The 25,799-nt window shown below is 71.8% G+C and carries 23 protein-coding genes; 10 read left to right on the top strand and 13 right to left on the bottom strand.

Going from position 1 to position 25,799, the window contains the following annotated elements:
- Positions 1–8: 8 nt before the first annotated feature.
- Both QM728_RS04400 and guaB read right to left on the bottom strand, forming a co-directional pair.
- Positions 9–1,151 (bottom strand): GuaB3 family IMP dehydrogenase-related protein, encoded by a 1,143-nt coding sequence (locus QM728_RS04400; protein WP_415030833.1) that lies wholly within the window; start codon positions 1,149–1,151, stop codon positions 9–11.
- An 18-nt stretch (positions 1,152–1,169) separates the two neighbouring features.
- Positions 1,170–2,681, bottom strand: coding sequence for an IMP dehydrogenase (guaB, locus tag QM728_RS04395; RefSeq protein ID WP_415030832.1), 1,512 nt, complete (start codon positions 2,679–2,681; stop codon positions 1,170–1,172).
- Positions 2,682–2,723: 42 nt separating this feature from the next.
- Here guaB and QM728_RS04390 point away from each other — a divergent pair, with 42 nt between their 5' ends.
- Positions 2,724–3,101, top strand: coding sequence for a DUF5319 domain-containing protein (locus QM728_RS04390; protein ID WP_415030831.1), 378 nt, complete (start codon positions 2,724–2,726; stop codon positions 3,099–3,101).
- Positions 3,102–3,120: 19 nt separating this feature from the next.
- Here the strand turns inward: QM728_RS04390 and QM728_RS04385 are convergent, their stop codons facing one another.
- The 3 genes from QM728_RS04385 to QM728_RS04375 all read right to left on the bottom strand — a co-directional run bounded on the left by QM728_RS04385 (position 3,121) and on the right by QM728_RS04375 (position 5,447).
- Positions 3,121–3,978 (bottom strand): anti-sigma-D factor RsdA, encoded by an 858-nt coding sequence (locus QM728_RS04385; RefSeq protein WP_415030830.1) that lies wholly within the window; start codon positions 3,976–3,978, stop codon positions 3,121–3,123.
- Positions 3,975–4,565 (bottom strand): RNA polymerase sigma factor ShbA, encoded by a 591-nt coding sequence (gene shbA, locus QM728_RS04380; RefSeq protein WP_415030829.1) that lies wholly within the window; start codon positions 4,563–4,565, stop codon positions 3,975–3,977. Before shbA ends, QM728_RS04385 begins: the two co-directional genes overlap by 4 nt.
- Before the next feature lie 105 nt (positions 4,566–4,670).
- Positions 4,671–5,447, bottom strand: a complete 777-nt coding sequence (locus QM728_RS04375) for a hypothetical protein (protein ID WP_415030828.1) — start codon at positions 5,445–5,447, stop codon at positions 4,671–4,673.
- 230 nt (positions 5,448–5,677) lie between these two features.
- Between QM728_RS04375 and QM728_RS04370 the strand changes: the two genes are divergently transcribed.
- Entirely contained in the window at positions 5,678–5,974 is a 297-nt protein-coding gene (locus QM728_RS04370) for a WhiB family transcriptional regulator (RefSeq protein ID WP_415030827.1), read from the top strand.
- Positions 5,975–6,041: 67 nt separating this feature from the next.
- On the opposite strand, the gene groES is transcribed toward QM728_RS04370, so the two are convergent.
- The 3 genes from groES to QM728_RS04355 all read right to left on the bottom strand — a co-directional run bounded on the left by groES (position 6,042) and on the right by QM728_RS04355 (position 9,382).
- Positions 6,042–6,341 carry a co-chaperone GroES gene (gene groES, locus QM728_RS04365; RefSeq protein ID WP_415030826.1) on the bottom strand — a complete coding sequence of 100 codons (300 nt, stop codon included), beginning with the start codon at positions 6,339–6,341 and terminating at the stop codon, positions 6,042–6,044.
- Positions 6,342–6,515: 174 nt separating this feature from the next.
- Positions 6,516–7,607 carry a YncE family protein gene (locus QM728_RS04360; protein ID WP_415030825.1) on the bottom strand — a complete coding sequence of 364 codons (1,092 nt, stop codon included), beginning with the start codon at positions 7,605–7,607 and terminating at the stop codon, positions 6,516–6,518.
- Positions 7,604–9,382 (bottom strand): hypothetical protein, encoded by a 1,779-nt coding sequence (locus QM728_RS04355; RefSeq protein ID WP_415030824.1) that lies wholly within the window; start codon positions 9,380–9,382, stop codon positions 7,604–7,606. Before QM728_RS04355 ends, QM728_RS04360 begins: the two co-directional genes overlap by 4 nt.
- Positions 9,383–9,539: 157 nt before the next feature.
- On the opposite strand from QM728_RS04355, the gene QM728_RS04350 reads away from it, so the two are divergent.
- A complete protein-coding gene (locus QM728_RS04350) occupies positions 9,540–10,637 on the top strand; it encodes a YncE family protein (RefSeq protein ID WP_415030823.1) in 1,098 nt (365 codons plus the stop codon).
- On the opposite strand, the gene QM728_RS04345 is transcribed toward QM728_RS04350, so the two are convergent.
- Genes QM728_RS04345 through QM728_RS04325 form a run of 5 tightly spaced genes read right to left on the bottom strand, consistent with a single transcriptional unit; the run spans position 10,638 to position 16,583 of the window.
- The gene (locus QM728_RS04345) at positions 10,638–11,801 is read right to left on the bottom strand and encodes an amidohydrolase (protein WP_415030822.1); all 1,164 of its coding nucleotides are present in this window, start codon (positions 11,799–11,801) and stop codon (positions 10,638–10,640) included. It abuts the gene before it with no gap.
- A gap of 10 nt (positions 11,802–11,811) precedes the next feature.
- Positions 11,812–12,603, bottom strand: a complete 792-nt coding sequence (locus tag QM728_RS04340; protein WP_415030821.1) for an ABC transporter ATP-binding protein — start codon at positions 12,601–12,603, stop codon at positions 11,812–11,814.
- Positions 12,596–13,663: a FecCD family ABC transporter permease gene (locus tag QM728_RS04335; RefSeq protein WP_415030820.1), complete on the bottom strand. Its 1,068-nt coding sequence runs from the start codon at positions 13,661–13,663 to the stop codon at positions 12,596–12,598. Before QM728_RS04335 ends, QM728_RS04340 begins: the two co-directional genes overlap by 8 nt.
- Positions 13,660–14,706, bottom strand: a complete 1,047-nt coding sequence (locus QM728_RS04330) for a FecCD family ABC transporter permease (protein WP_415030819.1) — start codon at positions 14,704–14,706, stop codon at positions 13,660–13,662. Before QM728_RS04330 ends, QM728_RS04335 begins: the two co-directional genes overlap by 4 nt.
- On the bottom strand, positions 14,703–16,583 hold the full coding sequence (locus QM728_RS04325) for an AMP-binding protein (RefSeq protein ID WP_415030818.1): 1,881 nt from the start codon (positions 16,581–16,583) through the stop codon (positions 14,703–14,705). The genes QM728_RS04330 and QM728_RS04325 overlap by 4 nt, the downstream gene beginning before the upstream one ends.
- Positions 16,584–16,644: 61 nt before the next feature.
- Here QM728_RS04325 and QM728_RS04320 point away from each other — a divergent pair, with 61 nt between their 5' ends.
- From QM728_RS04320 to QM728_RS04290, 7 genes are read left to right on the top strand one after another with little or no spacing between them, the layout of a single operon-like run.
- Positions 16,645–21,687: an amino acid adenylation domain-containing protein gene (locus QM728_RS04320; protein WP_415030817.1), complete on the top strand. Its 5,043-nt coding sequence runs from the start codon at positions 16,645–16,647 to the stop codon at positions 21,685–21,687.
- A complete protein-coding gene (locus tag QM728_RS04315) occupies positions 21,684–22,646 on the top strand; it encodes an ABC transporter substrate-binding protein (protein ID WP_415030816.1) in 963 nt (320 codons plus the stop codon). Before QM728_RS04320 ends, QM728_RS04315 begins: the two co-directional genes overlap by 4 nt.
- Before the next feature lie 20 nt (positions 22,647–22,666).
- Positions 22,667–23,308, top strand: a complete 642-nt coding sequence (locus tag QM728_RS04310; RefSeq protein WP_415030815.1) for an isochorismatase family protein — start codon at positions 22,667–22,669, stop codon at positions 23,306–23,308.
- Positions 23,301–24,077 carry an SDR family oxidoreductase gene (locus tag QM728_RS04305; RefSeq protein WP_415030814.1) on the top strand — a complete coding sequence of 259 codons (777 nt, stop codon included), beginning with the start codon at positions 23,301–23,303 and terminating at the stop codon, positions 24,075–24,077. The genes QM728_RS04310 and QM728_RS04305 overlap by 8 nt, the downstream gene beginning before the upstream one ends.
- A 55-nt stretch (positions 24,078–24,132) precedes the next feature.
- Positions 24,133–24,771 carry a DUF4178 domain-containing protein gene (locus tag QM728_RS04300; protein WP_415030813.1) on the top strand — a complete coding sequence of 213 codons (639 nt, stop codon included), beginning with the start codon at positions 24,133–24,135 and terminating at the stop codon, positions 24,769–24,771.
- A complete protein-coding gene (locus tag QM728_RS04295; protein WP_415030812.1) occupies positions 24,768–25,277 on the top strand; it encodes a DUF2617 family protein in 510 nt (169 codons plus the stop codon). Before QM728_RS04300 ends, QM728_RS04295 begins: the two co-directional genes overlap by 4 nt.
- On the top strand, positions 25,274–25,792 hold the full coding sequence (locus QM728_RS04290) for a DUF4247 domain-containing protein (RefSeq protein ID WP_415030811.1): 519 nt from the start codon (positions 25,274–25,276) through the stop codon (positions 25,790–25,792). The genes QM728_RS04295 and QM728_RS04290 overlap by 4 nt, the downstream gene beginning before the upstream one ends.
- Positions 25,793–25,799 lie beyond the last annotated feature (7 nt).

Genomic DNA, 25,799 nt, shown 5'->3' with positions numbered 1-25,799 from the left:
GCGCGCGGTCAGGCGCGCAGCGACAGGCCGACCTTCTGGAATTCCTTGAGGTCGCTGTACCCGGCCTTGGCCATCGAGCGGCGCAGGCCGCCCACCAGGTTGAGTTCGCCGAACGGGTCGTCGGACGGGCCGGTGAGGATCTGCTTCATCGTGGGTCGGTCCTCGGGCGTGGCGATCTGCAGCATCGCGCCGCGCGGGGTGTCCGGGTGCGCGGCCGACGGGGTCCAGTACCAGCCGCCGCCGGGCGCGGTGTCCGCCGATGCCAGCGGGGTGCCCAGCACGGCGGCGTCGGCGCCGCAGGCGATGGCCTTGGCCAGGTCGCCGGAGGTGTTGATGTCGCCGTCGGCCAGCACGTGCACGTAGCGCCCGCCGGTCTCGTCCAGGTAGTCGCGCCGCGCGGCGGCGGCATCGGCGATCGCGGTGGCCATCGGCACCCCGATGCCCAGCACGTCGTTGGTGGTCGTCGAGCCCTCGGTGGCGCCGTAGCCGACGATGACGCCGGCCGCGCCGGTGCGCATGAGGTGCAGCGCCGTCCGGTGGTCGTGCACGCCGCCGGCGATGACCGGGACGTCGAGGTCGGCGATGAACGTCTTCAGGTTCAGCGGGTCGCCGCCGCCCTCGGCGACGTGCTCGGCGGAGATGATCGTGCCGTGCACGACGAGCAGTTCGACGCCGGCCTTGAGCAGCGTCGGCGTGAGTTCGGCGGCGTGCTGCGGGCTGACGCGCACGGCGGTCGTTACGCCGGCCTCGCGGATCCGCGACACCGCCTCGGCCAGCAGGCCCTTGTCCAGTTTCGCCGCGTGCAGCTGCTGCAGGAAGCGGACGGCCGCGCGCGGATCGGGGTCGTTCTCGGCGACGTCGCGCAGGGCCGCGATCTTCTCGTCGGCGTCGCGGTGCCGGGCCCACAGCCCCTCGCCGTTGAGGACGCCGAGACCGCCGAGGCGGCCCAGTTCGATGACGGTGTCCGGCGACATCAGCGCGTCGGTCGGGTGCGCCAGGATCGGGGCGCCGAAGCGGTAGGCGTCGATCTGCCACTCGGTCGAGACGTCCTTCGACGACCGGGTCCGCCGCGACGGGACGATGCTGATGTCTTCCAGCTCATACGTCCGACGAGCCGTTCGGCCCATGCCGAATTCCACGAGATCACGCACGACGATTGAGCCTTCCGGTCAGCGGGAGTAGTAGTTGGGCGCTTCGGCGGTCAGCGTCACGTCGTGCGGGTGGGACTCCTTGAGCCCGGCCGCGGTGATCTGGACGAACTGCGCCCGCTGCAGGTCGGTGATCGACGACGACCCGGTGTAGCCCATGGCCGCGCGCAGGCCGCCGACGAGCTGGTGGATGACTTCGCCGAGCGGGCCGCGGAACGGCACGCGCCCCTCGATGCCCTCGGGGACGAGCTTCTCCTCGGACAGCACGTCGTCCTGGAAGTAGCGGTCCTTCGAGTACGACTTCGCCTGACCGCGGCCCTGCATGGCGCCGAGCGACCCCATGCCGCGGTAGCTCTTGAACTGCTTGCCGTTGACCAGAATCAGCTCGCCCGGAGACTCCGCGGTACCGGCGAGCAGCGAGCCCAGCATGGCGGTCGACGCACCGGCGGCGAGCGCCTTGGCGATGTCGCCGGAGTACTGCAGGCCGCCGTCGGCGATGACCGGGATGTCCGCCTCGGCGCAGGCCGCGACGGCCTCCATGATGGCGGTGATCTGCGGCGCCCCGACGCCGGCGACGACGCGGGTGGTGCAGATCGACCCGGGTCCGACGCCGACCTTGACCGCATCGACGCCCGCCTCGAGCAGCGCCTGCGCACCCGAGCGGGTGGCGACGTTGCCGCCGATGAGCTGCACGCGGTCGCCGAGCTCGGCCTTGAGCTTGCCGATCATGTCGAGCACGCCGCGGGAGTGGCCGTGGGCGCTGTCGACGACGAGGACGTCGACCCCGGCGTCGGCGAGGGCCATCGCGCGCTCCCACGCCTCGTCACCGGCGCCGACCGCGGCACCGACGAGCAGGCGGCCGTCGGCGTCCTTGGTGGCGAGCGGGTGCTGTTCGGTCTTGACGAAGTCCTTGACAGTGATCAGGCCGGTCAACCTGCCGGCGCCGTCGACGATGGGCAGCTTCTCGATCTTGTGCCGGCGCAGCAGGTTCAGCGCCGCGTCGGCGGACACGCCCTCCTGCGCGGTGATCAGCGGCGCCGGGGTCATGACGTCGGCGACCGGTCGCTTCTGGTCGACCTCGAAGCGCATGTCGCGGTTGGTGATGATGCCGACGAGCTCACCCTTCTCGTCGACGACGGGCAGGCCCGAGATGCGGTAGCGGGCGCACATGGCGTCGACTTCGGCGAGGGTGTGGGCGGGGGTGCAGGTGACCGGGTCGGTGACCATGCCGGCCTCCGAACGCTTGACGGTCTCCACCTGGGAGGCCTGCGCCTCCACCGACAGGTTGCGGTGCAGCACGCCCATGCCGCCGGCGCGCGCCATCGCGATCGCCATGCGGGCCTCGGTCACCGTGTCCATGGCCGACGAGACGAGCGGAACGCGCAGCGAGATGCTCTTGGTGAGGCGCGAGGAGGTGTCCACCTCGGACGGAATGACATCGGACGCGGCGGGCAACAGCAGCACGTCGTCGAAGGTCAATCCGAGCATTGCCACCTTGTCGGGCTGGTCGCCACCGGTCCGCACATTCGCCATTGCCCCATCCTAGCGTCGGCGGCGATCGGCTACGGTAGTGGCGTGGCCAACCAGTACCCGCCCGGCCTGCCGCCGGACCCGTTCGCCGACGACCCGAGCGACCCGGCCGGCGTGCTCGACTCCGTCGAGCCCGGTGTCCCGCTGGACCTGGCCGAGCGGATGGCGGTCGAGGAAGACCTCGCCGACCTCGCGGTCTACGAATCCCTCCTCGCGCCCAAGGGCGTCCGCGGCCTGGTCGTCATGTGCGACGACTGCAACGAGGACCACTACCACGACTGGGACATGCTGCGCGCCAACCTGCAGCAGCTCCTCGCCGACGGCACCGTGCGACCGCACGAGCCCGCCGTCGACCCGCGTCCGGAGGATTACGTGACGTGGGACTACTGCCGCGGCTACGCCGACGGTCAATCCCGGCGCTGAGCGCCGCCGCGCGCCCCGATCAGTTCGGCAGCACCGAGATCGGCGGCCGCGGACGCGGACGCTGGATCGGCGGTGCGGGCTGAACCGGCGGCGCGGGCTGCTGGGCCGGCGGCGCCGGGACCTGGTGCTGCGCGGGCGGCGGGGTGTACTGCGGCACGGGCGGCGGGGTGTACTGCGGCACCGGCGGCGGGGTGTACTGCGGAATGTTGTCGGTGATGGCCGGCGGCTGGACCTGCGGCTTCTTGACCTGCTTCTTGGCGGGCGCGGAGGCCTTGATCGCCGAGTCGATCGACGTCGCCAACCGGCTGATCCACGCATCCATCTGCGCTCGATCGGCCTTGTCGGCGATCGGGGTCAGGCTCGACTGGGCACGGTCGAGGAGTTCCTTGGCCTCTTTCGGCTTGCCGGCGGCCAGGGCCTTCTCGGCCTGCTCGAGGCTGGCGCGCGTGTCGAAGGCGGCCTGCGTGGAGGCCGCCGCCGAGCGGTGCGCGACCTTCTTGACGCCCCACAGCGGGTCGTTCGGGGTGGCGCCCTCGGACAGGACGGTCAGGCCGCCGAGCGCGACGGCGATGACGGCGGCGGCTCCGGCGACCAAGCGCAGGTGGCGGCCGGCCGCGCGGTTCGGCCGGGCCGCGGCGGCACTGGCCGCGATCGCATGCTCGACGTCGTCGACGGTGATGGCGGTGTCCTGCGGCGCCGCGTGGACGCCGGCCCGCCAGTCGGCGAGCAGCTCGGCGAGCTCGAAGTCGACGGCGGTGTCGGCGACGACGGGCAGGCCGAGGCCGAGGGCCTCCACCACTTCGTCGTCGCGGGTGACCGCGGCGATGTCGAGGCCGGCAAGGTTGCCGTCGTCAGGTTCGATGAACTTCTTACTCATCTGCCCTGTCCTGTCTGATCGGTGTGGTTCTTCAGTGTGTCGCGCAGTTTCGCCAGCGCGCGGTGCTGGGCCACCCGGACGGCGCCGGGCGTCGACCCGACGGCGTCGGCCGTCTCGTCGGCGCTCAGTCCGACGACGACCCGCAGCACGACGATCTCGCGCTGCCGGTCCGGCAACGTCGCCAGCAGATCCGCCATGCGGCGGGTGCCGTCGGCGTGCACGGCGTGCTGCTCCGGAGTGTCGACGAAGTTGGCCGGCTGCTCGGGCAACTCCTCCGCGGGGTCGGCCTTGGTGCGACCGGCCACGCGCATCGCGTCGGCGACCTTGTGGGAGGTGATTCCGTACACGAAGGCGAGGAATGGGCGGCCTTCGTCCCGGTACCGGGGCAAGGCCGTCATCACCGCCATCAACGCCTCCTGCGCGATGTCGTCGGCGGAGAACAGGTGGCGTTCTCCGACTCCGATCCGTCCCCGGCAGTAGCGCAGTACTGGCTCCCGCACCGCGTCGAGGACGGAGGCAAGCGCCGCTCGGTCGCCCTGGGCTGCCGCCCGGACGGCCGCGTCAAGCGCGTCACCTGTGAGTTTCATCGTCTGTCGCAGTCCCCGTGTTACAAGCCGTTCGCGCCGTGTCCACTCGATCGGGCGCAGATGTTTCCAGCCTATCCGCCGCGCGCGGCGGCACCGAAATCCGACTCACGCAAAGAAGCCCGACGCGGTGAGGCGCTCGGCGGCCTCGGCGACGCAGCGATCGGCCTCGGTGCCGGGTGCCAGCCCCGCCAACAACTGCCATCCCGCCCATTCCAGGGGAACCAAGGCCTCGGATCTCGCCTCGTCGACGACATCGCGCGCCGACGCTGCGGCCCCCGCCGGGTCGCCGGCGGCCGCCGACGCGGCGGCGGCGATGAGATCGGTCTTGATGCGGTGATGCGGCGACGGGCAGTCCCGGGCCGAGGCCACGGCCGCCGCGGCCTCGCGCCGGGCGGTGTCGGCGTCACCGCGGTAGAGCGCGTTCTCCGCGGTGACCCACCGGTGGCGCAGGCGCACGCGCGACCCGGTCCACCAGTCGTCGGGATCGGGTGTGGCATCGAGCAGTTCGACGGCCCGCTCGAGCATCCGCGTCGACCCGTCGAACCGGCCCAGGCCGAGGCAGTCGGCGGCGAGCCCGATGAGCCCGTCGGCGAGCGCGGCCCGCAGCCACGGGTGCCGCGGGAACGGGCCGCCGGCGTCGACCGCTCGGTAGACGGCGACGCCGTCGCGGCCGAGCGCGAGGCGGTGTCGGCCGGACTGGCGCAGCCACGATCCGCGCGTGCTCTGCGCGAGTGACGCCAGTGCCCTATCGTCGACTGCACCGGAGTGTTCGAGGGCCGCTTCGAGGTCGTCGAGGACCGTTCGCCCACGGGCGATCTCGCCCCGGTGGCCGAGCGCGGTCGCGCCGGTCCACGCCGAGCGCGGGGATGTCGTTTCGGCCATGCGGAACACGCTAGCGAACGGCCGACAGACCACCGCTCAGTATCACGGCAAAAGGCTTCTGACCAGTGACGCAGATGTTAACTTCCTGCGAACTTTTTGCTATTTGCGATCTTCGATTCATTAAATTGACTTCCGTTGAATCGCGTGTTTACTGTGGCCGCAAGAGCACCCCACAAGGGCGTTCGAGGGGGCCCGAAACCCGGGCCCACGCACAGACGAGGAGACGCGACATGTCGATCCCAGCGCTACCCGGTCCGAACGCAGATATCTGGGATTGGCAGCGTCTCGGCACCTGCCGCGGTGAGGCTTCCTCGGTGTTCTTCCATCCCGACGGGGAGCGGGGCCGCGCCCGCGCCAAGCGCGAGCAGCGCGCCAAGGAGCTGTGCCACAGCTGTCCGGTGCTGGTGCAGTGCCGCGAGCACGCGTTGCGCGTCGGCGAGCCCTACGGCATCTGGGGCGGCCTGGGCGAGACCGAGCGCGCCCTGATCCTCAAGAGCCGCGGGCGCCGCGGCAACCTGGCCGGCTGACACCCGCCCCTGACAACGAAATCCGCCCCGGTCCGTAGTGGACCGGGGCGGATTCTCGTTTGCGGTACTAGCCGAGGATGGCGAGCACGTCACGAGCCGACAGGAGCAGGTACTCCTGGCCCTCGTACTTGAGCTCGGTCCCGCCGTACTTGCTGTAGATCACGGTGTCGCCTTCCTTGACGTCCACCGGGATCCGCTTCTCGCCGTCTTCGTCCCAACGACCGGGGCCCACGGCGATGACCTTGCCCTCCTGGGGCTTTTCCTTCGCCGTGTCCGGGATCACCAGGCCAGAAGCGGTGGTGGTCTCGGCCTCGAGCGCCTGGACCAGGATCTTGTCCTCAAGCGGCTTGATGTTCACACTCGCCACGATGTGAGTCCTCTACTTTCATTCCTGAACGAAAAACGATGACGTTTGTGGCCCTGCTCCGACAAGCCCCCGTCGTCGCGGGTGAACGCGGGCTCCTCACAGTGCCAACTAGCACTCTATACCCGAGAGTGCCAGCACTCAAGGTCGGCCGGTGCCGACCCGCGATCGTCGTCGTCAGCGGGCCTCCGGGCGCACCACCATCATCCGCGACGTGCCGTTCTGGGTGCCGTACAACCGGCCTGTGCCCGGGTCGAGGGCGAGGGTGTGGACGTGGCCGGGGACGGCGACCTTCGCCACAGTGCGCATCGAGTCGGCGTCCAGCACAAGCAGTTGCTTGCGGAACATCGTGGTCACGTAGACCAGGCGGCGCTGCGCGTCGACGGCGATGGACGACGGCGTCGAGCCGGTCTTGACGACGCCGCGCACGCGATAGGAATCGGGGTCGACGACCGCGATCCGGCCGGACACGAAGCTGGCGATGATGATCCGCCCGGTGGCGGGGTCGACCTGGGCCCGCGAGTTGCGCGTCGCCGGAATCCGGTGGATGACGCGACCCGAGCGGGTGTCGATGACGGAGATGTAGTTCCGCCGCTTCTCCAGGTTGTCGTTATTGCCGACGTAGATCCGTCCGCGCGCCGGGTCGTGGGCCAGCAGCGTCGGGTGGAAGGTGTTGATGGAGCGCACGACGCGGCGGGACGCGGTGTCGATGACGACGACCCGGCTCTCGTTGAACAGCGACGCCCAGGCGCGACCGGCGTTGTCGGTGACGACGCCCATCGGATGGGAGTTGGGGAACACGGTGACCAGATTCTTCGGACCGGTGCGTCGCGCGTCCATGCTGAACACGCTGATCCCGCCCGCGTGCGCGCTGGTGGTGACCACGCGCCGGTTGACCGTGTCCAGGGCGAGGCCGTCGGGGATCTGTCCGATCGGGAGGACCAGCGGACCGTAGTGGTACGGCCCGGCCGGCTGGCCCGCCATGTCGATCGAGCGGACCGGCCGGTTGGCGGCGACGCTGAACACCGAGACGCGCGGCGGCTTGGTATTGACCGACCGGTATTCAAGGCTCACCGGCATCGCGTTGTCGGAGATGTAGAACGACCCGGTGGCCCGGTCGAGGGCCAACTGACCCGGAGTCGTCGTGCCGGTGGGCGCCTGGCCGATGTGGAAGCGCCACGCCGGCGCGGCGTCGGCGGTGGCCGGCATGACCACGAGGGCCGCGGCGGCAGCGGTCGTCGTCGCCAGGATGCGGTGGAGTGTTCTCATCGGAGTCCCTTCGGTCGCCGCGGCGCGACGGTGCGCCCGCGGTGCGGTGACCGGTGGGCACCGGCCTTCGGATGTGCGGTTCGCGATCGCGGCCGGGCGCGCCCGGTTCGGCGCTGGGTGGCGCGGAGGCGCTGCTGCTGCTGCCGCAATTCGGCGGGGGTCAGGGGCTCGGGCAGCACCGCGTTGTCCTTGCGATACTCCGCACCCCGACCGGTGCCGGTGGTGTCGTCCTCGCGCAGGCACATCGACCGCACGACGTTGTGGAAGTTGACCAGGCCGTGCACCAGCGGGATGTTCGCGGTGACCGCGATCATCCTGGTGAACGAGACCGCGCCGAGCGTCGGCGGCGTCGGGAACCCGAGCATCGCGAGGATCGGGCCCTCGACCTGGCTGCCGACGAAGCCGAACATCCACAGCGACACGTAGTAGGCGTAGTACGCGGCGGTCAGTGTCTTGGTGACGGTCAGGTCGGCCACCGACACCGTCTCGGCGAAGTTCGCCCCCTCTTGGCGGTTGTGGTTCAGCCCGATGATCACGTCGAATGGCGCGCCGCCGATGAAGGGGACGGCCATGCCGGCGAACAGCGAGGCGATCTGCTCGCCCTGGGTGAAGTCGGCGGGATCGGCGGGGATCAGGTGCAGCGGGACGCGGGCCTGGCGCATCGCGCGGAGGATGTCCCGCTCCACGGACCGCACCCGCTGCTTGCCGGCGCGGTCGGCGAACTGCAGCTCGGCGTAGTCGGCGGTGCGGGTCACGATCCGCGCCAGGGTCTGGTGACTGATCGGGTGGCACGTCTCGTAGTCGGCGAGCGCGAGCTGATCGGCGGTGTCCTTGATGATCTGCGGAATCGGGATGTCGTACTCGACCGTGTCGCTGGGCTTGCCCGCCGCGTCGCGCTGCTCGGCGGTCACGCGCGCCACACACTGGTTGATGAACGAGTTGGAGATCGCCTGGTACAGGTACTGCGACGCGATCTGGCCGCCGGAGAAGGCCAGGTTGAGCAGCGCGTTGTACGACGTCAACCCGGTGATGTAGCTGGTCAGGAACCCGAGGAACTGGTCGGTCCCCGGCCCCGACGGCAGCACCGGGAAGATCATGCCGGCCGACGGGCTCCCGTTCGGCAGGAAGGTCGGGCCGACCACCGATCCGGAGTACGGCAGGAACGCCAGCGCCACCCGGGCGGGCACGATCGTCGTGTAGAAGATGTAGAGATAGGCGGTCTCGACCGCCTGCTGCAAGGTGATGTTCTCCAGCGCGATGGCTTCGTTCTGCTTGCCGTCGCGGATCTTGAGCAGGCTCTCGACGATCCAGGCCGACGCCCCGGTGCGATACCGGGCGCCGCTCTTGATGTTGCGGTCGGCGCCGCGGGCCATCGGGTTGTTCGACACCGCGAGCGTGGACACGTGGATCTTGGCCATGTCGCGGTGGGCGGCGGCTTTCGCGCCGTGCGCCTGCGCGTGGAGTTCCCTGGGCAGGATCGGGAAGATCGACTCCCACAGCGAGTCGTACACGACCCGCAGAGTCGTGAACTCGCCGGAGACGCAGACCGTCGCCTTGCCCTTGTTCTCCGCCAGCGGGCGCAGCATCGACCTCGGGGATTGCGCGATCCGATCGATCCGCTCCTGGTACTCCTCGAACTTGGGCTCGACCTTCTTGACCTGGGCCCGGTGAGCCACGTGGTGGGACACCGCCGCGGCGGACTCGTTGCCCCCGCCGAAAGCCACGACGACCAGGCTCAACGTCACCGCCGCCGTCGCACGAACCCAGCCGGCCACCGCACACTCCCCGTCGTCATCCAGCGTCTAAGCACACCCACATGAAAGTGTGGTGAGCCTAACCTTATGGTTGGCCCGGGTGGCAAGCCACGTGGCACACATCACAAGCCCGCGAGGGCGTCGCGACCCGGCGACCCGGTGGGTTAGGCTTACCTACATGACTCAGCACAACCGTCTCGCGCGCACCGGCACCGTCGTCGCCGCAGCCGCTTTGACCTCGGTCGTCCTCGTCCCCGGTTCGGCCCACGCCTACTCGGTCAGCAGCGTGCCCGCGGGCGTCGTCAGCGGCGGCGAGCTCGCGCTCGACCAGGGCCGCGGCCGCTTGTTCATCACGGACAACAACGCGCAGCTGCAGACCACCGGCAAGGATTTCATCCAGAGCAAGCGCCCGGTCAAACCAGCCGTCGCAGTGTTCGACACCGCGACCAACCGACCGGTGCGCAAGATCGATCTGTCGAACCAGCCCGGCGGACTGATGATGATCGGCCCGCTGCCGATCATCCCGACCGCCCAGGTGCCCGACGGCATCGCCCTGGACTCGAAGCGCGGCCGTGTGCTGGTCACCAACGCCCACGCGAGCGGCATCACCGTCTTCGGCACGGGCGCCCGGCGCGTGACCCCGCGCAACCTGATCTCCCTGCCGACGTCACACCCGATGGGCGCCGTCGCCAACCCGACGACCGGTCGGTTCTACGTCGGCCTCAACGGCACCGACAAGGTCGCCGTCATCAGCAGCGGCGGACGGCTCGTCGGCGAGATCCCGAACCTCTACAAGGCGGCGTTCCCCGACGTCGACGCGTCCCGCGGGCGCCTGTACGTCGGCAACGCCGACTACGAGACCAAGAAGAACAACTTCGTCGCCGTCATCGACCTGCGGACCAACCGCGTCATCAAGAAGATCAAGACGCCGTCCAACTCGCGCGTGAAGGTCGACCCCGGCACGGGTCGCGTGTGGGCCGCCAGCTACGACACCGGCAAGATCTCGATCATCGACCCCGGCTCGCTGAACGTCGTGCAGACGATCAACACGGGCACCACGCCCGCCAAGCTGGCGATCGATTCATCGCGCCGACGCGTCTACACCTCGAATCTCCAGAAGAAGACGATCACGGTCTTCAACGCCGACACCGGTGCGATCCTGGCGACCATTCCGACTGGCAAGGCCATTCACACGATCGTCGTCGACCAGGCGACCGGGACGGTGTACGGCACCCAGCACATCGGCAGCAGGCTGACGATCGTCCGCCCGGGCTGATCAGCCCAGATCGACCAGCGCCGCCCGGGCGATCGCGGCCAGGAAGCGCGCGCCCGGCTCGATGATGTCGTCGTTGAAGTCGTAGGCGGGGTTGTGCACCGCGCCGGACTCGGCGGTGATCGGCCCGTTCCCGATGAACGCGTAGGCGCCCGGGATCTGCTCCAGGAAGAACGCGAAGTCCTCGGCGGCGAGGATGCCGGCGCAATTGGCATCGACCCGGTCGGCGCCCACGACGTCGGCCGCGACCGCCGCCACCCGGGCCGCCGCGGTCGGATCGTTCACCGTGCACGGGTAGCGCCGCTCATAGACCAGTTCGACGTCGACGCCGTGGGCCGTCGCGGTCGCGTCGCAGATCTCCCCCACCAGCTTCTCGATCGTGTCGCGCGAGTCCGCGTCCAGGCAGCGGGCGGTCCCGCGCAGGTGGGCGGTCGGCGGCAGGACGTTGTTGGTCGTGCCCGCGGTGAACTGGGTGATCGACACGACCGCCGGCACCGTCGGGTTCAACCGTCGGGACACGATGGTCTGCAACGCGGTCACCAACGCCGACCCGGCGACGATGACGTCACCGGTGAGGTGTGGCGCCATGGCGTGCCCGCCCGCGGTGCGCAGCGTGATGTCGAGGTCGTCGAAGGAGGCGAGCTGAGTGCCGGGTCGCACCGCGAAGTCGCCGACCGGCATGCCGGGGATGTTGTGCAGGCCGTAGATCTCCTGGATGCCGAACTTCTCCAGCAGACCGTCGGCGAGCATCGCCGGGGCACCGGCCGCCCCCTCCTCGGCGGGCTGGAAGACCAGCACGACGGTGCCCGCGAAGTCCGGCGGCGCGACGAGCAGTTCGGCGGCGCCGAGCAGCATCGCGCAGTGCCCGTCGTGGCCGCAGGCGTGCATGACGCCGGGACTCCGCGACGCGTGCGGTCGCGGCAGGTCCTCGGTCATCGGGAGGGCGTCCATGTCGGCCCGCAGCGCGACCTTCGGACCGGGCTTGGCGCCGCTGATCACGCCGACGACGCCGGTGCCGCCGATACCGGTCGTAACCTCGACGCCGAGTTCCCGGAGCCGGTCGGCGATGACCCCGGCGGTGCGGTGTTCCTCGAACGCCAACTCCGGGTGCGCGTGCAGGTCGCGGCGCAGTGCGCGCAGGCCGCGCAGGTCCAGTCCGGTGCTCACCCCTGCCACGCTAGGCCATCCGGGGGATGACCAGCGGCGTGTGCGACTCGGGATCGTCGATGATCCGGCACGGCAGGCCGAAGACTTCCTCGACGACGGCCTCGGTCACGACCTCCGCCGGGGCGCCCTGGGCGACGATCCGGCCGTCGCGCATCGCGACGATGTGGTCGGCGTACCGGCAGGCCTGGTTGAGGTCGTGCAGCACCGCCACGATGGTGCGCCCCTGCTCGCGGTTGAGGGTGCGGCACAGTTCCAGCAGCTCGATCTGGTGCGCGATGTCCAGGAACGTCGTCGGCTCGTCGAGCAGGATGAGCGGGGTCTGCTGGGCCAGCACCATCGCGACCCACACGCGTTGGCGCTGTCCGCCGGAGAGCTGGTCGACGCGGTGGTCGGCCAGCTCCGTGGTCCGGGTGGCCGCCAGCGCCGCCGCGACGACCTCCTCGTCCTCGGGCGACCAGTTGCGCAGGAACCCCTGGTGCGGGAAGCGGCCGCGGGCGACGAGTTCGGCGACGCGGATGTCCTCCGGCGCGGCCGACGACTGGGGCAGCAGACCGAGGATCTTGGCCACCTCGCGCGGGGCGTAGGAGTTGATCGCCTTGCCGTCGAGGACGACCTCGCCGCTGCTGGGCGCGAGCACACGGGCCAGCGCCTTGAGCAGCGTCGACTTGCCGCAGGCGTTGGGGCCGATGATGACGGTGAACTCATCGTCCGGGATGGCCAGGCTCAGCCCGTCGACGATCGTCTCGTCGTCGTAGGCGAGGACGAGCTCGCGGGCGCTGAGCCGGTCGGGGGAATCAGGCACGCGTTCGCCTCATCTCTGTGTAGAGCAGGTAGCAAAGGTATCCGCCGCCGACGCACACCGTGACGACGCCCACCGGCAGCGAGCCGCCGACCAGCGCGGAGATCTGCTGGGCCACGATGTCGCTAAGCAGCAGCAGCAGGGCGCCGACGAGCGCGGTGACCACCCACGGCGTCGTGCCCGAGCGGCAGAGTCGGCGGGCGATGTGCGGGGCCGACAGCGCCACGAAGGCGACCGGGCCGCAGATGGTGGTGGCGACGGCGATCAGCGCCACCCCGATGACCGGCAGGGCGAGGGCCGCCGCTCGCGTCTGCGCGCCGAGGGCGCGGGCCAGCTGCGGGCCGAGCTCCATGATCCGGGCGCGGGGCGCCAGTACGGCGAGGGCGGCGGCGAGCGCCCCGGAGATGGCGAACGCGGGGACCAGATAGGTCCAGTTGCGCGCCACCGGGGTGTCGAGGGTGCCCGCACCCCACTGGGCGGCCAGCATCGCCTCGTCGAGGTCCGAACGCAGGATCAACCAGTAGTTGACCGCCGCGAGCATGGCGCTGATGGCCACACCGGTGATCACCAGTCGGAAGCCGCCGACCCCGCCGCGGTAGGCCAGCAGGTACACGGCCCCGGCGGTCAGCAGACCGCCGATCAGGGCGAAGGCCGACATGCCGGCGAAGCCCAGGCCGACCACGAGGGAGGCGATGAGCGCACCGGTGTACGAGCCGACGCCGAAGCCGATGAGGTCCGGGCTGCCCAACGGGTTGCGGGTGAGCAGTTGGAAGATGCCGCCGGACAGGGCCATCGCCGCGCCGAGGACGATCGCCGCCCACACCCGCGGCAGTTGGAGCCCGCGCACGGCGAACCCCTCCGGACTGCCGCCGCGCAGCAGCGCACCGGGCAGATCCGCCACGCCGACACCGTCGTCCCCGGCGAGCAGTCCGACGAGGAAGGCGAGGACCAGCAGGGCCGCGATGACCACGCCGACGACCAGCGTGCGGCGGTCCCACCGCTGGGACAACCGCCCGGTGCGCACGACGAGCTGGGGGCGGCCGAAGTCGACGGCGGCGCTCACTGGTCGGCCCTCACCGAGTTGCGGACCAACAGGATCAGGATCGGCGCGCCGACGAAGGCCGTGACGATGCCGGCCGGCATCTTGTCCTCGTCGAAGAAGCGAGCGACGACGTCGGCGGCGAGCACGACCAGTGCCCCGCCGAGGACGGCGAACGCGACGGCCCAGCGGCCGGTGACGCCGAGCGCGAGGCGGATGGCGTGCGGCACCATCAGGCCGACGAAGCCGATCGGCCCGACGGCGGCGGTCGCGGCACCGGCGAGGATCGTCGCCGCGGCGAGGGCGAGCAGTCGGATGCGGCCGACGCGCACGCCGAGGGCGGTCGCCATCTCGTCGCCCATCCCGATCAGGTCGACGGCGTGGGCGATTGCGAACGCCACGGCGATCCCGATGGCGATGAACGGGGCGACCCACGCCGCGACGACCCAGCCGCGGCCGGTGACCGAGCCGACCTCCCAGATCCGCAGCTGGTCGAAGGCGTTGGGCCACATCAGCGAGATGCCGCGGACGGCGCCGGTCAGCACCGCGGTCAACGCGATGCCGGCCATGGTGACCCGCAACGGCGTGAGCGGTCCGCGACCGGCGGTGCCCAGCAGGTACACCCCCGCCATGGCGACAACCGCGCCGGCGAACGCGAACCAGACGTAGGCCCAGATCTGGGTGAGGCCGAGCAGTCCGCCGACGATCGTGATCGCGAGGGCCGCACCGGCGTTGATGCCGAGGATCTGCGGGTCGCCGAGCGGGTTGTTCATCAGCCGCTGGATGAGCAGGCCGGCGACGCCGAGCCCCGCGCCGACGATGATCGCCAGCACCGCGCGGGGCAGCCGGCCGTCGGTGGCGTCGGTGACCGCGAGGGCGTCGAAGCCGCCGCCGCCGTGCAGCAGGGCATCCCAGACGGCGGCGGCGCTGACGTCGCGTGCGCCGACGAACAGGCTGAACGCGGCGAGGGCGAGGAGCACCAGCAGCAGGCCGAGCCACGCCGCGACCAATCTGCCGGTGCGCGCACCCGTGACGCGCGACGTCGCGGGCGCACTCGTCGTCGTCACCGGTCCCCCGCCTGCCGGACGGCGGCGAACAGGTCGTCGAGGGTGGGTGCCGCAGCCACCGCCTCGAAGTCGAGACCCGTCGCACCGGCGGCGCGCCACTTGTCCAGCAGCGCCATCAGCTGGAGCGAGTCGATGCCGATGTCGGCGAGCATGAGGGACCCGGTCAGCGCGCCGGGGTCGACCATCAGCTTGTCGGCGAGGTCGGCGCGCAGCTGGTCGGCGGCCAGCGGATCGTCGGCGGGGGCGGTCGGCTCGCCACCCTGCTGCGCCTCCCGGCGCTGGTCCTTCTTGCTGACCTTGCCGACGGCGGTCGTCGGGAACTCGTCGACGATCAGCACGTCGTCGGGGATCTTGAAGCGGGTCAGCCCGCCCTCGCGCAGGAAGCCGCGCAGGGCGAACTCGTCGGGCGCCTCCCCCGCGGCGACCGACGCGGCCGTCGGGATGACATAGGCGACGATGCGTTCGCCGAGGCGCTCGTCGGGGGCGCCGACGACCGAGGCGTCGCGCACCGCCTGGTGCTTCAGGATCGCCTCTTCGACCTCGGTGGGGGCGATCTTCTCCCCCGCGCGGTTGATCTGGTCCTTGTCGCGGCCGACGACGGTGAGGTAGCCGAGCTCGTCGCGGATCACCCGATCGCCCGAGCAGTAGAAGCCGTCCGCGGTGAACGACTCGGGTTCGGCGCCGCCCCAGTACTCGCGGATCGTGTACGGGCCGCGGGTCTGCAACGCGCCCTCCTGGCCGTCGGGCACCGGGTTGCCGTCGGCGTCGACGACGCGCACCTCGTCGGCCGGGCTGATGGGGCGGCCCTGGGTGGACACAATCCGCTCGAAATCGTCGTCGAGGCGCGTGTAGTTCACCAGGCCCTCTGCCATGCCGAAGACCTGCTGCAGCGTCACCGAGCCGAAGAGGTCGCCGACTCGTCGCGCAACCGACTCGAGCAGCTTCGCACCGCCGACCTGCAGCACGGCGAGCGACGAGACGTCGTGGTTGCCGGCCTCGGGCGAGTCGAGCCACGCGGCGACGAGCGGCGGCACGGCGGACAACTGGGTGATGCGCTGTGCGGCGATGGTCGACAGGACGGTGCGCGCATCGCTCGCCGGGATCATGACGATCCGCGCACCCGCGTACAGGGCGCCGAGGATGCCCGGGCTGCTCATCGTGAAATTGTGCGAGGCCGGCAGCACGACGCCGAACACCGACGACTCGTCGAGGCCGCAGATGCGGGCCGATTCGCGCACCGAATACAGGTAATCGTCGTGGGTGCGGCCGATCATCTTCGGGGCGCCGGTCGTGCCGCCGGACAGTTGCAGGAACGCGATGTCCGACGGTGCGCTGGAGCGTCCCGTCGACGCGGTCGTGTCCGACCGCACGGCGGCAAACGAATCGGGCGCGCCGAGCTCGGCGACGACGGTGGCCAGCGGCCGCCCGTCGGACGTCGTGGGGCGGCTCTCGGCGATCTGCTGCGCGTGCGCGCGGTAGTCGGTGCCGCCGAAGGAATCGACGGTCAGGTAGGCGGCGGCATCGGCGCGGGCCACCAGGTCCTCGACCTCGGCGGCGCTGTGCGTGGACAGCGCGAACACCGGCAGGATGCCGGCGTCGAAGAGCGCGAACACGACCTCGACGTACTCGACGACGTTCGGGAACTGGACCACCGCGCGATCGCCGGGACGCAGGTCGTGCTGCTCGACGAGTCCGTGCGCGAGCTGGCGCGACGAGTCCAGCAGCTCGCGGTAGGTCAGCGCGCGACGCTCGTCGCGGACCGCTTCGGAGTCGGGGTGGGCAGCGGCCGAATCGGCGAGCATCGAGGCGTGCGTCTGCCCGATCCAGTAGCCGTCGGCACGGTAGCGCTCAGCCACGTCGGGGGGATATCCAGCCACCCAGCGATCCTAAACCATAGGCTAGCCTAAGAAGACACCCCCACGATCGGATCAACAGCCCGTGCCCCACGAACTCACCGCCGCCCAGCTCGCCGTGTGGTTCGCCCAGCTGCAGGTGGCAGACGCGCCGGTCTACCAGTGCGCCGAGCGCGTGGAAATCGTCGGCGCATTCGACGCCGAACGGTTCGCCGGGGTGCTCGCCGATTGCCTGGCGCAGGTGCCCGCGCTCTGTGCGCGCTACGCCGACGACGGGGACGGGCCGCGCGCCCATCCGGTCGACCGCGCCCACCGGGTCGAGGTGCTCGACACGGCGGCGGGCGAACTCGACGCCCTCATCGAACGGGCCATGACGACCGCCCCCATCGCCGACGAGATCGCCGGCGAGCAGCTGTCCGGCCAGATCGTCGCCCGGCTCGCTCCCGACCACCACGTGTGGATCACCCGCATCCACCACATCGCCGTCGACGGCTACTCGTTCGCACGCCTGCTGCGCTGGGTCGCCGACAGCTATACCGCCGAGGTGGCCGGCGAGCCGCTCCCCGACTGCCCGTTCACCCCGGCCGCTCCCGACGGCGCCCCCGCCGCGGCGGGGGATGCACAGTTCTGGGCCGACTACGTCGACACCGCCCGACCGCCGTCGTGTTCGCGCGCCGAGCCCGGCTTGGCCCGACGGCGCGCGCTGCGCATCACCAAGCGCCTGCCGCCGCGCACCGAGAACACCGATCGCGGGTGGGCCGAGTCGCTGATGGCGGCCCTGGCCGCCTACGTCGCCGCGTACGCCGGCGAGTCGACCGTCACGCTGGGCGTGCCGTGGGCGAACCGCAAGCTGGGCGCCCCGGTGACGATGGAGCCGGAGGTCAACATCCTGCCGTTGCGGCTCGAGGTGGCGCCGACGATGACCGTCGGCGCGCTGATCGACGCGGTCGCCGCCGAGTTGCGCACCGTCCGGCCGCACGTCGGCTACCGCGCCGACCGGCTCCGCCGCGATTTGGGCCTCGTCGGCGCCGACACCCCGCTGTACGGCCCCGGCGCCAACCTCAAGTTCTTCACCCCGCAACTGCGCTTCGGCGCCGCGACGGGCACCGTCGGCAACATCGCGATGGGACCGGTCGACGACCTGACGCTGACCGGATCGCCGCAACCCGACGGCGGCTTCGTCCTGGAGGTCGAGGCGAACCCCGACCGTTACACCGCCGACGAGGCGCACGACCACGCCGAGCGGGTGCTCGCCCTGCTGGCCCGGATCAGCTCGGACCCCGCCGACACCGCGCTCGGGTCGCTGCCCGTCGCCCTGCCCGGCGAGGCCGAGCTCGAGACCGTCGGGCGCAACCACACCGCGCAGCCCGCCCTCGTCGCCGAAGCCGAGTCGACCACGCTCGCGCGACTGCTGGCCGACGCCGCCGACGAGCACGCCGGGCGCACGGCCCTGCTGTGGGCGGACCGGTCGCTGACCTACGGCGAACTGCGCGCCGCCGCGCTGGACCTGGCCGCCGAGCTGCGCGCGCGGGGCGTCGGCCGCGGCAGCGTCGTAGCCCTGCGCCTGACCCGCTCGGCCGAGACGGTGTGCGGCCTGCTCGCCGCCCTCGAGTGCGGCGCCGCGTACCTGCCCATCGACCCCGAGCTGCCGGCGGCCCGCATCGACGACATGCTCGCCGACGCCCGTGCGGCGGTGCTGCTGACGGCACCCGACGATGGCGCCGCCGACTGGGCGTGGGATGGGCTGGCCCTGCGGGTGGTCGAGTGCCGAGGAGCGGAACGACTCGGCGTATCAGGACCCCGCCAGGTCGCCGGCCCGCGCGACGCGGCCTACATGATCTTCACGTCCGGCTCGACCGGGCGGCCCAAGGGCGTCGTCATCGAGCACCGCAGCATCGTGAACCGACTGCGGTGGATGGACGACACCTTCCGCCTCGCGCCCGACGACCGGGTGGTGCAGAAGACGCCGTATTCCTTCGACGTGTCCGTGTGGGAGTTCTTCTGGCCGCTGATCCGCGGCGCCGCCCTCGTCCTCGCGACGCCGGGCATGGAGCGCGACAGTCCCGGCCTGGCCGCCGAGTTCGCCGAGCGCGGCATCACCGTCTGCCACTTCGTCCCGTCGGCGCTGGCCGCCTTCCTGGCGGCCGAGCCGTCGGCGGACGCACTCGCGGCGCTGCGGTTGATCGTGTGCTCCGGCGAGGCCCTGCCGCCGGAGGTGCTGCGCCGCGGCCGAGAGCAACTGCCCGAGGCGGTGATCGACAACCTCTACGGCCCCACCGAGGCGGCCGTCGACGTCACCGAATGGGCGCCCGGACCCGATTGGAACGGCACCGAGGTGCCGATCGGCTCCCCCATCGCCAACACCGAGACCTACGTCCTCGACGCGGCTCTGCGGCCGCAACCGCCCGGTGCGGTCGGCGAGCTCTACCTCGCCGGGATCCAACTCGCCCGCGGCTACCTGCAGCGGCCCGGTCTGACCGCCACCCGCTTCGTCGCCAACCCATTCCGCCCCGGTGAGCGGATGTACGCCACCGGCGACCTGGTGCACCGCGACGCCGCGGGACAGCTCGTGTACATCGGCCGCGTCGACGACCAGGTGAAGGTCCGCGGCCGACGCATCGAGCTCGGCGAGATCCAGGCCGCCCTCGCCGATCTGCCCGACGTCGAGCAGGCGGTCGTCGTCACCCGCGACGTCGCCACCGGCACCGGGTCGTCGACGGTGATCGCCGGCTACGTCGTCGGCACGGGCGGCGCGGCCATCGACCGGGTCGACGTCCGCAACCGGCTGACCCGGCGGCTGCCCGGCTACATGGTCCCCGACGCGATCGAGGTGCTCGACGCGATCCCGATGACGCGCAACGGCAAACTCGACCGCCGCCGACTGCCCGAGCCACAGTTGGGCGCGGACACGGTGACCGCGCCGCGCTCCCCTGCCGAGATGGCCATCGAACCGCTCTTCGCCGAGGCACTCGGCCGCGACGAGGTGTCGGTCACCGACAGCTTCTTCGACCTGGGCGGCACATCCCTGACCGCCTCGGTGCTGGCCGCCCGGTGCCGCGAGGTGTTGGGCACCGAGGTCGGCGTCGCCGACCTGTTCGCGGCACCGTCGGTCGCCGCGCTGGCCGAGCGCCTCGCCGGCGGCGAGTCCGCCGACCCGTTCGGCCGGCTCCTCACACTGCGCGAGGCCACCCCGGGGACCGCACCCGTGTTCGCCGTGCACCCGGCCGGCGGGCTCGGTTGGTGCTACGCGGGCCTGCTGCCGGTCCTCGACGCGGGCACCGGGCTGTACGCGCTGCAGGCCGACGGGCTCGACGGCGGGCCGCTGCCCGAGTCGCTGACCGCCGTCGCGGCCGAGTACCTCGATGCCATTGAGACCGTCGCGCCGACCGGTCCGCTGCGCCTGCTCGGCTGGTCGGTGGGCGGGGTCATCGCCCACGAGATCGCGGTGGCGGCCGCCGCGCGCGGGCGCACGGTGCAGCAGGTCGTGCTGCTCGACGCCTACCCGAGCGAGTGCTGGGCCGAGCAGGCGCCCGCCACCCCGGCCGAAGTGCGCCGCGCGCTGCTGATCATGGCCGGCGCCGACAGCGATGCCGCCCTCGACACCGACGACCAGGTACTGGCCGCCCTGCGCGATCACCACGCCGCGCTGGGCAGCCTCACCCTCGACCAGGTCCGCCAGATCACCGACGTCGTCAGCCACTTCGCGGCGCTCATGCGCTCGCACCGCACCGGCGTGATCGACGGCGACGCATGGCACTTCGCCGCCGCCGAGAGCGCCGAGGACTTCCTGCCGGCCGTCGCCTGGGAGCCGCACGTGCGCGGCGCCGTGCACTACGCGAGCCTGCCGGTGAACCACCCCGGAATGGTGTCGCCGGAGTCGCTGGCCGTCATCGCCGACATGCTCGAGGGCCGCCCGCAGCGGCTCGACGCGCGCGCCCTGCGGGACCGGATCGTCGACGGCGAACCGGGGGCGGACGCCACGACGGTGCTCGCCGCCCTGGCCGAGCACCCAACGCCGATCGTCACCGACCATCCGGCGGACCCCGGCCGCCAGCGCGCCCTGCTGACCTTCGTCGCCGAGCCGGGCGTGCACGGCGTGTACGCCTGGGTCAACCGGCTCACCGACGGCCCGCACGGCGCACGCGGACAGCTGCGGCGCTGGGGCTCGACCGACCTGTGGTTCGCCGAGCTGGAGATCGACCGGGCCGCAATGGCGACCTACCGCTTCTACCCGTACACCGCCGACGATCCGGCCCACCGGGACGGGATCCTCGTCTACTCGCGCGACGTCGCGGAGCGGGCGGTGAGCGACCCGCGCCACCCGCGGGCCGCCGAGTCGCCGTTCGGCTCGGTCCTGCACGGTCACGACGCCCCCGGCCTTGAGGCGTGGCGCACCGCCGAGTCGGCACCCGAGCCGGCCGCCGAGGGCGAATTGGCCGCGGCGGACTGGGGCGGCGACGCACCCGTCCGGTGGCGGCTCACCGCCCCGGTGGGCGACGGCCGACTGCCGCTGCGCATCGTGGTGCTGCTCGACGCCGACAAGTGGTTCGACACCTGTGGCCTCCCCGGGGTCCTCGCCTCCCGCGCCGCCGACGCCGGCGGGCCGATCGCCCTCCTGGGCATCGATGCCCCGCGCGGCGCGGCCGCCCGACTGCGGCAATTGGGCCCCAACCGGGATTTCCTGGGCGCCGTGGCCGGACCGGTCCTCGCCGAGGCACGCCGCGCACTGGGCGTCACCGAGGCGACGACCGTCTGGGCGGGTCAGAGCCTCGGCGCGGTCGCGGCCCTGGCGGCCGCTCGGTGGTTTCCGGGGTCCGTCGACGAGGTGCTCGCGTATTCTCCGTCGATGTGGTGGAAACCCGGGCTGACCGGACGGCCGAGCGAGTGGGCGGAGCCGAGTTGGATCGCCGCGGAACTGGCCGAGGCGGACCCGCTGCCGGTACGGCTCGCCGTCGGCACCAACGAGCATCTGCTCGTCGACTCGGTCACCGGACTCGCCGATTCGCTGACCGCGGCGGGCTGGCCGGTCACGCTGCGGCGCTACGCCGGTGGCCACGACATCGCCTGGTGGGCGCACCTGCTGCTCGCCGACCTGACGACGCCGACCCGAGAGGGGCAGCCGCAATGAGGATCGCCACCCGCATCGCCACGACCGCGCTCGCCGCGCTGGTCATCCCGACTCTGGCCTCCTGCAGCACCGCGCAGGCACCGGCGCCGGTCGACGGCCGCACCTACGTCGACGCGGCCAAGCGCTCGGTCACCATCCCCAAGACCCCGGGCCGGGTCGTCACCCTGGCCGAGGGCGCACTCGACTCCGCGCTCTCGCTGGGCGTGATCCCGGTCGGCTCCACCGCCGGCCGCGGGCAGCTGGGCATCCCGGGCTACCTGGCCACCGCCGAGGGCGAGCACCGCATCCCCATCGTCGCGTCGACCCGCGCCCCCAACCTCGGCCAGATCCTGAAACTCAAGCCCGACCTGATCATCGTCGACGACACGACCGGCGCCCGGCACAGCCTCGATGACCTCGGCAAGATCGCGCCGACCGTCGTCGTCGCCAAGTACACCGGCGGCTGGGAGAAGTACTTCGCCGCGATGGCCGACGTCCTGGCGCGGCCCGCCGAGTTCCGCGGCGTCAGCCAGACGATCACCGGCAAGATCGCCGCGACCGCCGCGCTCGTCGGAGCGCGCACCGGGGCCAAGCCGCTGACCGCGAGCGTGATCCGCTGGTCCACCGAGGGGCCGACGATCGTCGGCGGCAATTCGCTGTCGAGCTGGGTGCTCGAGAAGGTCGGCATGATCCGCCCGCCCGCACAGGCGAAGGTGAACTCCGCCAACCGCGCGGGGCAGAAGATCAGCATGGAGAACCTGGACCTGATCGACGCCGACTACCTGTTCTTCGGCGTCCTCGGCGGCACCGCGCAGGCCCGCCAGGAACTCGACCTCGCCCGCACGAAGCCCGGTTTCGCCGCCCTGCGCGCGGTGCGCGACGGCCACGTCTACCCCGTCGACGGCACCCCGTGGACCAGCGGCACCGGCCCCCTCGGGGTCGAGGCGGTCCTGGCCGACATCACCGCCGCCTTCCAGTAAGCACCGATCGGAGACCCTCAGTGGCCATTCCCCCCATCGCCCCGTACCGGCTCGACGACGTGTCGCCGCGGAGCACCCCCATGCTCGACTGGACGCTCGATCCGGCGCGCGCGGTGCTGCTCATCCACGACATGCAGAACTACTTCGTCGACGTCTACGAGGACGGCTCAGAGCCGTTGGCGACGGTGGTGCCGACGATCGCCGCGCTGCGCGACGCCTGCGATGCCGCCGACGTCCCGGTCGTGCTCACCGCGCAGCCGCCCAACCAGCACCCGGCGCGGCGCGGCCTGCTCACCGAGCGCTGGGGCCCGGGCATCGGCACCGAGGACGAAGCACGGATCATCGCGCCGCTCGCGCCGCGCCCGGGCGACATCAACATCGTGAAGTGGCGCTACTCGGCGTTCGCGCGCACGGACCTGCGGTCGGTCATGTCGCACCAGGGCCGCGACCAGCTCATCCTCACCGGCATCTACGCGCACATCGGCTGCCTGTTGACCGCCGCCGACGCCTTCATGCAGGACGTCCAGGTCTTCTTCGTCACCGACGGCGTCGCCGACTTCAACGCCGCCTTCCACGGCGGAGCCGTCGACTACGTCAACAACACGTGCGGCATCGCCGTGTCCGCCGACGAGGTGCTCCGTGCGCTGAAGGCCGATGGCTGACGGCGCGCTCGTCGGCCGTCGGGCGCTGATCACCGGCGCGGCCGGCGGCATCGGGTCCGCTGTCGCGCGGGCCTTCGTCGACGCGGGCGCCCGGGTACTGCTGAGCGATGCCGATGCCGCAGTCGAGCAGACGGCCGCCGGGCTGGACAGCCCGAGCACGGTCGCCGACCTCGCCGATCGACGGGCCGTCGCCGACCTGGTCGCGGGCGCACCCGGCGCGCTCGGCGGGCCGCTGACCACCGTCGTGCACTGTGCGGCCGTGTTGGCCACCGGGCCGGTCAGCACCATCGACGACGCCGAGTGGGACCGGCTGCTCGCGGTCAACGTGACCGCGACGATGGCCCTGCTGCGGGCCGCCGCCGGCGCCGTCGCCGATGGCGGCTCGATCACGGTCGTGTCGTCGAACGCGGCGGCGACGCCCCGCCTCGGTCTGGCGGCCTACGGGGCGTCGAAGGCGGCGGTCACCAGTCTGACGCGCAGCGCCGGCCTCGAACTGGCCGCCCGCGACGTGCGGTGCAACGTCATCACCCCCGGCTCGACCGACACCCCGATGCTGCGCGGGATGCGGCCGGACTCGGTGTCCGCCGCGCAGGCCGAGGCGGCCGTCATCGCCGGCGACGCCGAGCACTTCCGGTTGGGCATCCCGCTCGGCCGGGTGGCGCGGCCGCAGGACGTCGCCGCCACCGCGGTCTTCCTCGCCTCCGACGCCGCCCGCCACATCACGCTGCACGACCTGCGCGTCGACGGCGGCGCGACGCTCGACCAGTAGCGCGGGTCCGTCCGACGGCCGATCGGCGACCGCGCCGATTGGTAGCGTGGCCGGTGTGAAGTACGCCGTCATCCTCATCATCGCGCTGCTGCTGATCATCGCCGTCGCGGTGGTGTTCAACGTGCTGCAGGCGCAGGCCGCCCGCAAGGCCGAAGCCGACGCGTTGCGCAACCGCACCTACCGGCCCGGCGACCCGTTCTCCAGCGCCGATGACGATGCCGTCCACGGCGACCCGCGCCAGCTCAAGCCGTCGGACCTGGTCGACATCCGCGGCACGACCTTCGCCGTCCGAGGAATCATCCGGTTCACCCAGGACGGCTACAACTGGATCGAGGCGCACCTGGACACCGGCACCGGGCGGCGCGCGTGGCTGTCCGTCGAGGACGACCCGGACCTCGAGGTCGTGATGTGGCAGGACCTGTCCGGCGTCACCCTGCAGCCCGGTCCGCCGACGGTCGAGTTCGAGGGCCGGCGCTACACCTTCGACGAAGACGGCTCGGCCCGGTTCACCTCGGCCGGCACCACCGGCGTCGCGACCAGCGGCAGCATGCGCTACCACGACTACCAGGCCGGCGGCGACCGCCTGTCCTTCGAGGACTACGGCTCCGGGTGGGAGGCCGCCCGCGGCGAACTCCTGGCCCGCGGCGAGTTCCGCATCTACCCGTCGAACCCGGCTCCGGAGGGCCCGCGGTGACCCTGGTCGACCTGCGCACCCCGTTCGTCGACACCCGTGCGGCCGACCTCACGCTGAGTCTGGACACGGCGGCGCAGCCGGCGCTGGCGACCCGCACCGCGCACCTCGGCGGTTTCGACGTCGACCTGTGCCTGCTCGGCGCCAGCCACCAGGTCATCGTCGACGCCGGTGGGGCGCCGCTGCGCGAGACCCTCGCCTGCCTGCCCGGTGCCGAGCCGTTCCTGCCGGCGCGGTGGGCCCGCGACGACTACACGTTCCGCGCCGACGTCGCCCGCCTCGAACCGGAGGCGATGCGCATCCTCGTCGCCCGCCTCGGCGAGCAGGTCGAAGCCTCCGCGGCCGGGCTCATCGGCGCCTACGCCGGCGACCCGCTCGCGGTCACCGCGGTGCGCGCGGCGACCGACCGCGCCGGATCGCTGCGCTGGGAGACCTGGCACACCTACCCGCAGTCCGGCGAGGTCGTCTACACGACCAGCAGCCTGGCCGGATCCGCGGCGTCGCGATGACACCCACCCCGACCGACGGCCCCGACCGCGATCCGCGCGAGCGCCTGCGGCGCATCCGCAACGCGCTCATCCTCGGCATCTGCGTCGTCGCCGTGGGTGCCATGATCGTCACCTGCGCGGCCGACGGCGCCCTCGGCGGCGGCGCGCGCAAGTACATCGAGCAGACCTATCAGCGCACGCCATCCCTCGACGAGGGCACGGTGGCCGCCTACCTCGCCGCCGGCTCGATCACCACGGTCGCCGCGGCGATCGCCGGCGCCGAGAAACCCACCGACAACCGCGCCGGCGGATACGGTGTCGGAAACACGACGCCGTCGCGCTTCCTGCAGTACCCGGACTACCTGGTCGGCCTGTTTCCCCACGCGGGCGACCAGACGCGTGTGATGGTCAGCAAGGACTATCAGAGCGGCTACAACCACTACCACAGCTATGTCGGCGGTTACTGGGTGCCGATGCCGCGGTACTCCGGCGGCGGCAACCGCTGGCGCGGCGGCGGCAGCGGCTTCGGAAAATGACCACCAA

The organism is Gordonia sp. (in: high G+C Gram-positive bacteria) (assembly GCF_047602025.1).
In the GTDB taxonomy this organism is placed as follows: Bacteria; Actinomycetota; Actinomycetes; order Mycobacteriales; family Mycobacteriaceae; genus Gordonia.
Note: the sequence above shows the minus strand (reverse complement) of the source record. Positions and strands in the feature narration are given on the sequence as shown.

Coding starts and splice junctions, on each gene's coding strand:
- guaB (WP_415030832.1), bottom strand. CDS start 2,681: ATGGCGAATGTGCGGACCGGTGGCGACCAGCCCGACAAGGTGGCAATG.
- QM728_RS04385 (WP_415030830.1), bottom strand. CDS start 3,978: ATGAGTAAGAAGTTCATCGAACCTGACGACGGCAACCTTGCCGGCCTC.
- shbA (WP_415030829.1), bottom strand. CDS start 4,565: ATGAAACTCACAGGTGACGCGCTTGACGCGGCCGTCCGGGCGGCAGCC.
- QM728_RS04375 (WP_415030828.1), bottom strand. CDS start 5,447: ATGGCCGAAACGACATCCCCGCGCTCGGCGTGGACCGGCGCGACCGCG.
- QM728_RS04370 (WP_415030827.1), top strand. CDS start 5,678: ATGTCGATCCCAGCGCTACCCGGTCCGAACGCAGATATCTGGGATTGG.
- QM728_RS04360 (WP_415030825.1), bottom strand. CDS start 7,607: ATGAGAACACTCCACCGCATCCTGGCGACGACGACCGCTGCCGCCGCG.
- QM728_RS04350 (WP_415030823.1), top strand. CDS start 9,540: ATGACTCAGCACAACCGTCTCGCGCGCACCGGCACCGTCGTCGCCGCA.
- QM728_RS04315 (WP_415030816.1), top strand. CDS start 21,684: ATGAGGATCGCCACCCGCATCGCCACGACCGCGCTCGCCGCGCTGGTC.
- QM728_RS04305 (WP_415030814.1), top strand. CDS start 23,301: ATGGCTGACGGCGCGCTCGTCGGCCGTCGGGCGCTGATCACCGGCGCG.
- QM728_RS04290 (WP_415030811.1), top strand. CDS start 25,274: ATGACACCCACCCCGACCGACGGCCCCGACCGCGATCCGCGCGAGCGC.